Origin of the sequence: Sporosarcina sp. P18a, assembly GCF_002743135.1 — a bacterium.
Lineage (GTDB): Bacteria > Bacillota > Bacilli > Bacillales_A > Planococcaceae > Sporosarcina.
The window spans coordinates 23,842-35,885 of record NZ_PDYQ01000007.1 but is presented as its reverse complement, the minus strand read 5'-3'; the positions used below and the strand labels follow the sequence as shown (position 1 = coordinate 35,885).

Annotated in this window: 17 protein-coding genes; 3 read left to right on the top strand and 14 right to left on the bottom strand. The window is 39.4% G+C overall.

The features are described 5' to 3' along the window. Nucleotides 1-113 precede the first annotated feature (113 nt). On the top strand, nucleotides 114-293 hold the full coding sequence (locus tag CSV75_RS14250) for a hypothetical protein (RefSeq protein ID WP_099636908.1): 180 nt from the start codon (nucleotides 114-116) through the stop codon (nucleotides 291-293). 46 nt (nucleotides 294-339) lie between these two features. Here CSV75_RS14250 and CSV75_RS14245 read toward each other — a convergent pair whose 3' ends face one another. The 6 genes from CSV75_RS14245 to CSV75_RS16680 form a co-directional block, all read right to left on the bottom strand. Continuing rightward, nucleotides 340-1,299: a bile acid:sodium symporter family protein gene (locus CSV75_RS14245; protein WP_099676366.1), complete on the bottom strand. Its 960-nt coding sequence runs from the start codon at nucleotides 1,297-1,299 to the stop codon at nucleotides 340-342. Nucleotides 1,300-1,451: 152 nt separating this feature from the next. Beyond that, nucleotides 1,452-1,574: a hypothetical protein gene (locus CSV75_RS16700; protein ID WP_255406667.1), complete on the bottom strand. Its 123-nt coding sequence runs from the start codon at nucleotides 1,572-1,574 to the stop codon at nucleotides 1,452-1,454. Nucleotides 1,575-1,627: 53 nt separating this feature from the next. Next, the gene (locus tag CSV75_RS16695) at nucleotides 1,628-1,750 is read right to left on the bottom strand and encodes a hypothetical protein (protein ID WP_255397360.1); all 123 of its coding nucleotides are present in this window, start codon (nucleotides 1,748-1,750) and stop codon (nucleotides 1,628-1,630) included. Between the two features lie 53 nt (nucleotides 1,751-1,803). Beyond that, nucleotides 1,804-1,926 (bottom strand): hypothetical protein, encoded by a 123-nt coding sequence (locus CSV75_RS16690; RefSeq protein WP_255406666.1) that lies wholly within the window; start codon nucleotides 1,924-1,926, stop codon nucleotides 1,804-1,806. 357 nt (nucleotides 1,927-2,283) lie between these two features. Then, nucleotides 2,284-2,406, bottom strand: a complete 123-nt coding sequence (locus CSV75_RS16685) for a hypothetical protein (protein ID WP_255397322.1) — start codon at nucleotides 2,404-2,406, stop codon at nucleotides 2,284-2,286. 70 nt (nucleotides 2,407-2,476) lie between these two features. Beyond that, nucleotides 2,477-2,599 carry a hypothetical protein gene (locus CSV75_RS16680; RefSeq protein ID WP_255397321.1) on the bottom strand — a complete coding sequence of 41 codons (123 nt, stop codon included), beginning with the start codon at nucleotides 2,597-2,599 and terminating at the stop codon, nucleotides 2,477-2,479. Nucleotides 2,600-2,865: 266 nt separating this feature from the next. Here CSV75_RS16680 and CSV75_RS14240 point away from each other — a divergent pair, with 266 nt between their 5' ends. Then, entirely contained in the window at nucleotides 2,866-3,447 is a 582-nt protein-coding gene (locus CSV75_RS14240) for a cupin domain-containing protein (RefSeq protein ID WP_099676365.1), read from the top strand. A gap of 144 nt (nucleotides 3,448-3,591) precedes the next feature. Here CSV75_RS14240 and CSV75_RS14235 read toward each other — a convergent pair whose 3' ends face one another. From CSV75_RS14235 to CSV75_RS14220, 5 genes are all read right to left on the bottom strand, one after another. After that, nucleotides 3,592-3,906, bottom strand: coding sequence for a hypothetical protein (locus tag CSV75_RS14235; protein WP_099676364.1), 315 nt, complete (start codon nucleotides 3,904-3,906; stop codon nucleotides 3,592-3,594). Between the two features lie 236 nt (nucleotides 3,907-4,142). Continuing rightward, on the bottom strand, nucleotides 4,143-5,507 hold the full coding sequence (gene rlmD, locus CSV75_RS14230; protein ID WP_099676363.1) for a 23S rRNA (uracil(1939)-C(5))-methyltransferase RlmD: 1,365 nt from the start codon (nucleotides 5,505-5,507) through the stop codon (nucleotides 4,143-4,145). Between the two features lie 67 nt (nucleotides 5,508-5,574). Then, the gene (gene cydS / locus CSV75_RS16675) at nucleotides 5,575-5,709 is read right to left on the bottom strand and encodes a cytochrome bd oxidase small subunit CydS family protein (protein WP_255406665.1); all 135 of its coding nucleotides are present in this window, start codon (nucleotides 5,707-5,709) and stop codon (nucleotides 5,575-5,577) included. A 12-nt stretch (nucleotides 5,710-5,721) separates the two neighbouring features. After that, nucleotides 5,722-6,747 (bottom strand): cytochrome d ubiquinol oxidase subunit II, encoded by a 1,026-nt coding sequence (locus tag CSV75_RS14225; RefSeq protein ID WP_099676362.1) that lies wholly within the window; start codon nucleotides 6,745-6,747, stop codon nucleotides 5,722-5,724. After that, nucleotides 6,744-8,081, bottom strand: coding sequence for a cytochrome ubiquinol oxidase subunit I (locus CSV75_RS14220; protein WP_099676361.1), 1,338 nt, complete (start codon nucleotides 8,079-8,081; stop codon nucleotides 6,744-6,746). The genes CSV75_RS14225 and CSV75_RS14220 overlap by 4 nt, the downstream gene beginning before the upstream one ends. A gap of 315 nt (nucleotides 8,082-8,396) precedes the next feature. On the opposite strand from CSV75_RS14220, the gene CSV75_RS14215 reads away from it, so the two are divergent. Further along, nucleotides 8,397-8,828: an NUDIX hydrolase gene (locus tag CSV75_RS14215; RefSeq protein ID WP_099631687.1), complete on the top strand. Its 432-nt coding sequence runs from the start codon at nucleotides 8,397-8,399 to the stop codon at nucleotides 8,826-8,828. A 116-nt stretch (nucleotides 8,829-8,944) separates the two neighbouring features. On the opposite strand, the gene CSV75_RS14210 is transcribed toward CSV75_RS14215, so the two are convergent. From CSV75_RS14210 to gatB, 3 genes are all read right to left on the bottom strand, one after another. Next, complete coding sequence (locus CSV75_RS14210; protein ID WP_099631686.1) at nucleotides 8,945-9,868, bottom strand: diacylglycerol kinase; 924 nt, start codon at nucleotides 9,866-9,868, stop codon at nucleotides 8,945-8,947. A 75-nt stretch (nucleotides 9,869-9,943) separates the two neighbouring features. Further along, nucleotides 9,944-10,513, bottom strand: coding sequence for a thioredoxin family protein (locus CSV75_RS14205; RefSeq protein ID WP_099676360.1), 570 nt, complete (start codon nucleotides 10,511-10,513; stop codon nucleotides 9,944-9,946). A 99-nt stretch (nucleotides 10,514-10,612) separates the two neighbouring features. Then, nucleotides 10,613-12,043 carry an Asp-tRNA(Asn)/Glu-tRNA(Gln) amidotransferase subunit GatB gene (gene gatB / locus CSV75_RS14200; RefSeq protein WP_099676359.1) on the bottom strand — a complete coding sequence of 477 codons (1,431 nt, stop codon included), beginning with the start codon at nucleotides 12,041-12,043 and terminating at the stop codon, nucleotides 10,613-10,615. Nucleotide 12,044: the final 1 nt, after the last annotated feature.

Genomic DNA, 12,044 nt, shown 5'->3' with positions numbered 1-12,044 from the left:
GTTCCACCTCTTCTTTTAGTCATGATAACATCTTTTAGACGTTTTTTGATATTGTCAGTCACCGCATAAAACCTCGACTTTTGTCCATTCTAGTCTGTAGGAGGTGGACGAACATGGCGAATAAAAATAATAAGAAAACCATGAATGAACGGACACATAACCCGTTGAAAACGTATGAAAATAAAAACAAAGAAGCCAGTAACAGTAATAATCAACATCCAGAGGGCCATTCTTTAGAAGAGTTTTCTGCAGAGTTTGGATCTAGGCCAAAAAATAAAAAGAAGAAAAAATAAAACAACTGCCGTGTTCTGTTCACAGAATGACGGCAGTTGTTTTATTTTATATCTCTTCGTTAATCTTGAAATGACGTCTTCCATACCAGTTCCCCACCTTATTGAATATAGAGGCAAGTACTTGTTGGAAGAGCATACCGAAAACGACAGGCATTGCGACTTTCGGCGGAAAGAACGTTGTCGCGATGACAACACCTGTCGCGATATTTCGCATGCCGCCCACAAACATGAACGTCGTAGCAATCACTGGATCTCTCCACAGTACATGCGCTATCCATAAGGCAGTTGCATAGCCCGTTAATGCTATGAACAGTACAAGCGCAATAATACCGGCGAGTTCAAAAGAAATCTTCTGCACATAAGGCGCTACTGCACTACCATTAATCGCAACAATCGCAAACAAACTTAATTTAGAGAAAGGAGCTAAGCGAGGCCCCCATTTCTTTTGAACACTCCCCTTTGAGAGTTCATTTAACGTAATACCTGCTATTGTAGGTAGTACGATCATCCAAAGTAAATTAAGTATTAGTGACATACTATCAATGGATACTCTTTCTCCCACGACGATATGAAGAATAACCGGTAAAATGATAGGTGCCAATAATGTATCAATCAATATGATAGATAAGCATAGAGGTAGATTGCCTTTCGAAATCGTTACCCAAATCACACTCGTAACACCTGTCGGGATTGCGACTGCTAACACAAAACCTACCGTCAGTAAGTGATCATCAAAAAATACCGTGGATAAAAAGTACGCCCATGCCGGCATCACTATGTGCAGAAAAGCGATGCTAACAAGTACTACGGCAGGATACTTCCTGACCATGTGTACTTCTTTTATATTCATGCCAAGACTGCCCACGAACGTCATAAACGCAAACAACCAGGAGACAATAAACAATAACTGCTCCCCTACTTGATGAAACACGACACCTATTACTAAGCTGAGAGGTGTTAAGATGGCAATCCATCGTTGTAAAAATGCATTCAAATTAGTAAACATATAATTCCCTTCTTTACTAGCCTGACGTAATGGTTGATATAGTCGTATTCTAGCATAATAGATTGTGTGAGAATCTATATTGAACCTAACAAAAATTACAGATGCATAAAAAAACCGTAGCGCTGAATCGCTACGGTTCTGTTTTCGTAAAATTATTTTGTGTATGAAAGAACAGCATATTTACTAAAGTTCTTCATCGCCTTTGTAGCTTCTGCTTTCTCAGCATATTCAAAAATTCGTACGTTTGCTTGATCAAATAGTGTAATTACCCACATGTTTTCCAGTCTCCTTTTAATTTGTATTTATTTATCAATAGTAAAGTCAGTGCTTAGTATGTGTATGTTAGGACTGCGTACTTGTTAAAGTTCTCCATTGCACTTGTTGCTTCTGCCTTCTCAGCATATTCAAAGATTCGTACGTTTTCTTGATCAAATAATGTAATTACCCACATGTTTTCCAGTCTCCTTTTAATGTGTATTCATTTATCAATAATAAAACCAACGCTTAGTATGTGTATGTCAGGACTGCGTAATTGTTAAAGTTTTTCATTGCATTTGTTGCGTCGACCTTCTCAGCATATTCAAAGATTCGTATGTTTGCTTGGTCAAACAATGTGATAACCCACATGTTGTGTAGTCTCCCTTTTGTTTGGCAGCATAGTTCCTTGAATGGAATCTGCTAACCAATTTCTTTTGTTACCCTTATCATACTCTGTTCTACAACAAAAGAAACCGATATGTGAAGCGTTTCACAAATCATTCAAAGTCAAAACGCTTACATATGTCGCAATTGTGTCTGCAAACGTTTTCTTATTAGCGAAATAGAATTTATGCATATATTTCAATTTAACTTAATCTTTTCATCAACAAGAAAGTACTTTTTTCAGCAGTTTCTATATATTAGCCTCTCTGACTAGATATATTTCAACAACACGTACATATAAAAAACCGCAGCTACGTACGCTACGGTTAAAATGATCACTTCTTATTTAGTGTAAGAAAGAACGGCATATTTGCTAAAGTTTTTCATTGCGTTCATCGCATCTACCTTCTCCGCATACTCAAATATTCGTACGTTCGCTTGATCAAATAAAGTAATTACCCACATGTTTGTCAGTCTCCCTTCGATTTTCTTTTTAATCATTTATTTTTATTCGCTCTGTGTTTGTTCAGTGATTTTACTTTGTGTAGGATAAAACAGCGTACTGATTGAACTTCTTCATAGCAGTAGTAGCCTCTACTTTCTCCGCATATTCAAAGATCCGTACCTTTTCTGTTTCGAACAATGTGATAACCCACATGTTGTTCAGTCTCCTTTTTGGTTGTATTTTAATTCTTTAAGCGAGAATCCATGACCAACTTCTCTTGTTAACCTTAGTATACTACGCTCAGCAAACGATTTGGTTACATTGTGAAGACTTTCACAATTCATTCAAAGTCGAAACGCTTACATATGACCACTTTGTGAATTCTAGTCACTGTACGTTTGGTTGTTTACTCTCTTTTCCCTATCACTTTCAATTAAACACAGATCAGTATGTAAGGCATATACTATGGTCAAAACATAATGAAAGGAATGAGTGTGATCAATCCATCTGTTTCTAATTTCAAATTAGTGTGTTGGTATCAGCCTGTGTATATATATCCATGTTTTAACGTATTGCCTTTACAGCAAATGAATCAAGCTGAAAATTCGTCTGTGCTACCACACGATGGTCGAACGGATTATGGTCCAATGCCTTTAACGATCAATATAGAAGAGGCAACAACACGAAACCAAACGTTCCGTACCGTACTATGGACAGGTGACCATTTTCAGCTCACACTAATGAGTATTTCGCCGGGAGAAGATGTGGGTTTGGAAATGCACCCACATACCGATCAATTTATTCGGCTTGAGGAAGGGCAAGGGATCGTTCAGATAGGACATAGAAAAGATCAAGTAGACCTCGAGCGACACGTTCAAGATAGGGATATTGTTATTATTCCGGCTGGGACTTGGCATAATTTATTAAATACTGGTACTGTTCCTATCAAATTGTATTCTATTTATGCACCACCCAATCATCTACATGGAACGATTCATGAAACGAAAGCGATCGCGGAAGAAATCGAATCCCCACAGTCAACCCACAATAAGTATATCTAGTATGCTGAAATATGCTGTTGCTATGATTGAAAAATAAAAAAAGACAAGGCACTCATTTACACGGTGTCTTGTCTGAATTGGAATATACTGTTTTGTCCTTTCACCTAAGCGAGTAGGCATTGTGTGTTCACAGTAAAAGGTGTTTTATAAAAACAGCAACCCTAAGCTAACCACGATAGAAATAGAGAACGCAATTTTACTTAAAAACACAAGCTCATCATTTCTAAACTTCATAACAACTGCCAATATAGCTACAATCCCCATTAAGATGGCTAGAGTTTTTTGAATTGTAAAGTTTGTAGGAAAAGATGTAAACGCTAGGTAGGATAAAAGCAGGCCAAATAACATATTGATAATGATTATACTGTTATTGGTTTTACTTTTATATAATACAACTTGAATTCCTATAGCTATAATTATTAAAACTATATACATGATCTCCAATATATCTAATGCCATTTGTGTAACCTCCTTCACATTATGAACTAATTCAGTAATTGTAACATGAAGTCGAAACTTACGATATTTCTTCGTTCGTTTTTCCGTTATTTATTAAAATACAGCATCGGTTGTTCCGTATTTCACATAACGTTTTGGTTCCCCGTAAGGTCAAAAAAAACCCTCGAACTATCCGTCCGAGGGTTTTTAAAATATACATCTATATTTACTGAAATTACTAACCTGTTGTCGCCAAGTTATTTCAACTCTATCAACGCCACACACTCCACATGACTACTATGCGGGAACATATCTACCGGCTGGACTTCCTTCGTGCGATAGCCGCCATCTTCGAGAATGCGTAAATCTCGTGCCAATGTTCCTGGATTACAAGACACATACACAATCTTCTTCGGTTTATAAGTTAGAATGGTTTCTAGTAATTTTTCATCGCACCCTTTACGTGGTGGATCGACGACTAATACGTCAAACTGCTTACCTTGCGCGTACCAATTTGGAATAACCTCTTCTGCAGGACCTGCTTCAAAATGTGCGTTAGTAATACTGTTTAGTTCCGCGTTACGCTTTGCATCTTCTATCGCCTGCGGTACTATTTCAACTCCGTAAACAGCCTTCGCTTGTTTAGCCAAGAACAATGAAATCGTTCCTATTCCACAATACGCATCCACTACCGTTTCATTTCCGGTTAGGTCAGCATAATCAAGTGCCTGTTGGTACAGTACTTCCGTTTGAATAGGATTTATTTGATAGAAAGAACGTGCTGAAATCTCGAATTCAGTATCTCCAATCCGATCAATAATGACATCCGCTCCGTATAGATTAATCATTTCATTCCCCATGATGACATTCGTATTCGCTGTATTCACATTTTGCATAATAGACGTCACGTTCGGTAATTGTTGTAGAATTAATTCGACTACCGCGTCTTTTTGCGGGAACTTTTTATGTCGCGTAACGAGTACAACCATGACTTGACCCGTCTGACGTGCTTTTCTAACGATTACATGACGTAGCAAACCTTTGTGTGTATGTTCGTCATACGTCTCGATACCAAGCTGTTGAAGTTTATACTTAAGCATCGTCATCAGTTCGTCTGCTTCTTTCGTTTGGATCAGACAAACATCTGTATCGACAATATGATGTGTACGAGCCTTATAGAAGCCAGTAATTACACGGTCGTTCTCCGTATCAAATGGGATTTGTGATTTATTGCGGTAACGCCACGGATCATTCATGCCTTTTACTTCATGTACAGGCACGTCAGGAAGCTTAGCTATCCGATCCATTACATCCCGTACCGATTTGCGTTTCTGTATCAATTGACTCTCATAGGACAAATGCTGCAATTGACATCCACCACATGTCGGGAATACATGACATGGTGGCGTTACACGGGATGGAGATGGTTCCACGATATTCAGCAGCTTGGCGAATCCATATTTCTTCAATGTCTTCAATACATGGACATCGACTGTTTCTCCAGGCAACGTTCCTTGAATGAATAACGGATAGCCTTCTACTTTCGCTACGCCCGCTCCATCATGTGTCAGATCTTCTATAGTCACTCGTATTTTTTCATTTTTGTTTACTACAAAGCTCATGATTTTTCCTCCATCTTTCAGATACTTCTAGTGTAACACGGGGCAGCAAACAAAAAAACAGACGTAATCACACGTCTGTTCCTTTATTGTCTTTATACTCATTCTTTGTCACTGCATCGTCTTTCAAGACCACAAAGAACGATAATAGTATACCCGCAATGATCACCAAAAAAGGCGCATAGAAAATCAAAAATTCATTCATCGAATTGCCTCCTTATGCATGATGATTTTCGTTTCCTTTTACGTATTCTTTATTGAACAGGAACATACGTAATAGTAAATAAAGCGATGGAATTAGAAGCAATAATCCACATATGAAAGCAATGATTAAAGCAACCGCCATTGCTTGGTTCGTAAAGCTATCGTAGATCGTCAAATACGGGTAGAGCAAGTACGGATAATGTGATGCCCCATAGCCAAAGAAAGCGAACATGAACTGTCCCATTAGTAAACTGAACGCCACACCATAATGACGCTGTCTCCAAATGAGGTAAACCGTACCCAGAAACAGTACGAGCGATATCAGAAACATAGGCCAGAACGTTTGAATACTCTCGTAATGGTGTGGATTATGCTTACGTAATTCAAATATAATCCCGCCGGCTGCGATGATCGTCGGCAATGCCCAGATCAGCGCGTATTTCCTCAAAAGATGCGTCGCCTCGTGATCCCTGGCTTTGTTCGCATACCACGTCAAAAATGCGGAAGAGATATAAAGTGTTGCCGCTATGCTAAGCACTACAATCGACCAAGTTAATGGGCTAGTGAACAACTTCCAGTAATCCAAAACCGGTTGCCCATTCACTAATTCAATAAATCCACCTTCAGAAATTGTTAGTACAATCGATAGTGATGCCGGAAGTAATAAACCCGTGGACCCGTAAGCAAATGAATATCCTTTATGACCACGGGCTCCATACGTCTCAAATGCATAGTAGGAACCACGAACCGCCAGAAGAATAATGGCAAAACTCACCGGGACTAGCAGTGTGGTTCCATAATAAAAGGCGGTTTTCGGGAAGAATCCAATAATTCCTACGAAGAAGAATACTAAAAAGACATTCGTTACTTCCCAGACTGGCGATAAGTAGCGCTGAATGACATTAGTCAATATTCGCTGTCTGCCCGTAAATAAACTGTATGCGTTGAAAAAGCCTGCTCCAAAATCAATGGCACCAATTAGAATGTAGCCGAACAAAAACACCCACAATACCGTAATCCCAAGAATTTCGATATTCATCGAATGTCACCGCCTCTCTCCTGCTGCCGATCTTTGATTTCTTGTTCTACAGGATTCCTGATGAACATTCTCCTTAAAACAACAACACTACCGACTCCTAGAACCAGGTAAAGAAGCGCAAACAGTACAAGCATAGTCGGTACTTGCCCGCTAGTTGTCGCGCCTTCCGAAGTACGCATAATATTACGCATTATCCACGGCTGACGTCCTACTTCCGCTAGCCACCAACCCGCTTCAAGAGAAATGAAAACGAGTGGTCCTCCCGCGACAATTAGCCAACGGAATAAGCGTGACTCGACAAATGACCATCTTCGCCACATACCAATCCAGTATATAGCTGACAACATCATTAATGTCATTCCGATTGTTACCATAATATCAAAGAGGTAATGAATATAGAGAGGAGGGATATCTTCTTCAGGAAATTGATCCAACCCAACGACTTCTGCACTAAGAGATCCATGCGCTAAGATAGAAAGTGCGTACGGTATTTTAATGGCGTATTTAACTTCCCCATCGTCCAACACACCATACAAAATTAAAGGAGCATTTTCTTCCGTTTCAAAATGCCATTCTGCTGCTGCCAGTTTTTCAGGTTGATACTCTGCTAAATACTTACCTGATAAATCTCCAACCAACACTGCACTCACACTAAAAATGAATCCCACTTTCAATGTCAGATATAACGCTTTTTTATGATAGACGTGATTCGAACCACGCAACAAACGGAATGCTGCAATAGCCGCCAATAAAAAGGCGGATGTCATATAAGCTGTCCCGACTACGTGTGCCACTTTTGTGGGCATGGCGGGATTAAACATTGCCACAAGTGGATTGACGTTAATTAATTCCCCATTCACTAGGTTAAAGCCTTGTGGTGCATTCATAAAGGCATTTACAATGGTTATGAATACTGCAGAGAATGAAGCTCCAAGCGCGACAGGGATAAGGAGTAGAAAATGTTTCTTTTGATTTTCAAAACGATCCCATGTATAAAGGTAAATACCGAGGAAAATCGCTTCAAAGAAGAAAGCGAATGTCTCCATAAATAATGGTAATGCAATCACATTTCCCGCAAGCTCCATAAAGTTCGGCCATAATAAGGACAACTGCAAACCAATTGCTGTTCCTGTCACTACCCCTACAGCCACGGTGATAACGAAACCGCGTGCCCAACGTCTAGCCAACAAAATATAATGCTCATCGTTTTTCTTGATACCCACCCACTGGGCTAGCATAATCATGAGCGGGACACCGACCCCTATGGTGGCATAGATAATATGAAACGATAAAGTTAGTTCGGTCAAGATTCTAGAATATAAAACTGGATCCACACAGGCCACCTCCTCTTTTCACGAGAATAATCTTCCAATAATTGATAGCAACATTATACCCGCTACAATAAATGCCAACCACATCAGACACTTTTCTTGCCTTTTATACACCCAATCACTCCTAAGCACAATTCTATTGTAGGGTTTCCCTTAAAACACCTTTCAATAACCTATTTAAAGCGATTTGTTGAAATTTAGACGTATTTCTGCATTCATAGAACATCTTATTATTGTATACTAATAAATTAACCCATTTCACTTGTAATTTGTTAGTTTTTACAGTATAATTAGTTAACTAATGAGAGGTGAAAGTCAATGAAAAGAGTAAAAAGAAAAGTAATAGCGTATATTACAAAAGGGGAAGGCAGACACCGTAAATTGCTCGTTTATGAGCAAAAGGATCAGCCTGAAGCAGGTTTACAAGTTCCTGGTGGTACAATCGAACGCAACGAACTATTATTGGATGCATTATATCGAGAAATCGAAGAAGAATCCGGTATCGTGCGTGATGAACTTATACTAGAAGGTAAAGTGAAAGCTTCAAAATATTTCCCGGAAGATAAAAATGTAATTTATGAACGTACGATTTTCCACTTTTCCTATACAGGAGAAAACAAGCACGAATGGGAATATATCGTAGAAGGTGAAGGTAAAGACGCAGGTCAATTATTCAGCTATCGTTGGATGCCGTTGAAAGAAGTGCCAAAGTTAGCTGCTAAACAAGGAGAAGCGATTGAATACATCTGATATCGACCTGATACGATGCGCATTGCATCGGGCTCACCCAATTAATTTTTCACAATAAAAGACTATTCCATCCGAACGTTAGTAATTCGACTGGAATAGTCTTTTTATTATTTCTTTTATTTGATTTGCTTCACTTTATCCTGAGGGCGTAATTTCTGAAGCGGTACGAACATCTCAACATGTTGATACAAATTTTGGAAAGTTGCTGGCAATACGCCACCGTACTCTCCATCTAAGTTCAATAACACTTCGTCTTTGGAAGTCACCACAATTTTTTCCGCCTTCGCTGAAACAACTAAAGGATCATCCAGATGTTCTCCGCGAGAAGCTAGCGTAACCACACGAATAAATTCTGCAATATTGCATTTCTTTAAAATAAGCAATGTAAAATATCCATCGTTGATACTGGAGTTAGGTGCTAATTTCTCAAACCCGCCAACCGAGTTGGTCAAGCCAATCAAAAACATCATGGCTTCCTCATCAAATACATTTCCATCATACTCAATACGAAGATGACTGGAATGTATGGAAGGCAACATTTCAATTCCTTTTAAATAATAAGCCAACTGACCAATTACTGTTTTTAAACGGCTTGGAACTTCATATGTCAATTCCGTCATTCGGCCGCCACCCGCTATATTAATAAAGTAGCGATCATTCATCAAACCTACATCGACCGGAATCGAATCTCCTTGGCAAATGATATCTACAGCGTCATCGATTTCTCTCGGTATACGCAATGCTCTTGCAAAATCATTCGTTGTTCCCATAGGTATCAAGCCGATTTTTGGACGTTTGTCAAAATGTCCGACACCTTCAACTACTTCATTGAGCGTCCCATCGCCACCTGCAGCAATAATCACATCGAAACCTCTGCGAACCGCGTCTCGCGCTGCCGCTGTTGCATCACCCTCGCAAGTTGTAGCGTGAGCGGATGTTTCATAACCCGCATTCTCCAATTTTTCGAGGACTTCTGCTAAATGTTTACGGAAGACTTCTCTTCCTGCAGTCGGATTATAAATAATGCGTGCACGTTTCATACACTTTCCCCTCGATCCTTTCGCGTCTGAAACAAATCAGACCTTTACCATTTTCAAATGGTTTCTTACACATAATTACTGAGACAATTGTAAAACAGGAAGCCATGTCGACCGAATATCACTATAAACAGCAAGCCAATTTTCGGGCTTAGATGTATATTCAGCCGTCAATTGGGAATAAAACATTTTTTGTTTATCTTCAAAATCAGGTGCATCTTTAGCCGGCAACTTGGCACGACCATCCATGACAAACTTTTGAAGTACTGGTGCCCGTGGTCCCCACTTACCTACTACCTCACCTGCAGCATTTAATAGCAGATACATAGGAATCGAACGTCCACCATTCGTCAAATATCGATCAATCAGCTCTGGATTTTCATCCCTCAAAACAGCGCGAACATCTAGATTGGCAGCTTCAGCAATTTTTCGAAGGATGGGATTATTTAGCATGGCATCTCCACACCAGTCTTCTGTAATGACTAAAATATGGGGTTGCTTTTCTTTCAACAATTCAATAAATTCATCATCCTGTGGTACTTCAAATGCATTATAGATCAAAAAACTGTTTTCCTTATGTGTTTCCATTTTGTCCATATTCGTTTGAAGGGATACAGCATCTTCAAAATATTGTTGTTCTGTTTTCAATACAATCCCCCCCTGTTTCACTGTGTAAGTTAACGTGGAAAAACGTCCAGGTTCAGGCTATTTTGACCTCTCCTGGAACGTTTTCATTTAATTGATAGATTAGCGCTTCTTGATCTCTTCCATCAATAATTTATTAACAAGTGGTGGATTCGCTTGTCCTTTGGTAGCTTTCATAACTTGTCCAACTAAGAACCCAACTGCGCGATCCTTACCATTTTTAAAGTCTTCTATTGATTGTTCGTTGTTGTCTAGAATTTCGGTAATGATTGTACGCAATGTACCTTCATCGGAAATTTGGACAAGTCCTTTTTCTTTGACGATATCGGCAGGGTTTCCGCCTTTTTTCACGAGATCAATAAATACTTTTTTCGCGATTTTAGAAGAAATCGTACCATCTGTAATCAATTTTACAAGTTGCGCCAAGTTTTCAGGCGTCAGTGGAGTATCGTGCAGTTCTTTCGATTCTGCATTTAGATAGGCAGATACATCCCCCATCAACCAGTTGGAAGCCAATTTAGGATCCGCTCCAGCTTTTACTGTTGCATCAAAGAAATCAGACATTTCTTTTGTTAAAGTTAGTACGTGTGCGTCATATTCCGGAAGATCCAGTTCAGACACATAACGTGCTTTACGAGCATCTGGTAATTCAGGAATTTCTTTACGAACACGGTCAATCCATTCCTGTTCAATATGAACTTCAGGTAAGTCCGGGTCATTAATAAAGCGATAATCATTGGCACTGCCTTTAATCCGCATCAATACCGTGTCACCAGTTGCTTCATCATAACGACGAGTCTCTTGTTGAATAGTACCGCCAGACAAGAGAATCTTTTCCTGACGCGCTACTTCATTTGCAATACCGCGGCGAATAAAGTTAAACGAGTTCAAGTTTTTCAATTCTGTCTTCGTTCCAAATTTTTCTTGGCCAAATGGACGTAAGGAAATATTTGCATCACAACGAAGTGAACCTTCTTCCATACGTACGTCAGATACTCCTGTATATTGAATGATCGCTTTTAGTTTTTCCAGAAATGCATATGCTTCCTCTGGAGAACGCACGTCTGCTTCTGTAACGATTTCGATTAACGGTGTTCCTTGACGGTTCAAGTCGACTAATGAATAGCCATTTTCTGTATGCGTTAGTTTACCTGCATCTTCTTCTAAATGTACACGTTCAATACGGATTTTTTTCTTCTTACCGTCTACTTCAATTTCAATCCAACCGTTTGCTCCTACAGGACGCTTGTCTTGAGAGATTTGATAGGCTTTTGGATTATCAGGATAGAAGTAATGCTTGCGGTCAAAGTTCATGATCGGCGCAACGTCACAGTTTAGTGCCATAGATGCCTTCATTCCAAATTCAACAGCTTTTTTATTTAACGTAGGTAAAACACCAGGATACGCGATGTCTGTTACGTGTATATTTTTATTCGGCTCTGCACCAAAATGAGCGGGTGCTGGAGACATGATTTTAGTATCTGTTTTAAGCTCTACGTGGATTTCTAATCCAACAATTGTCTCGAAGTTCATG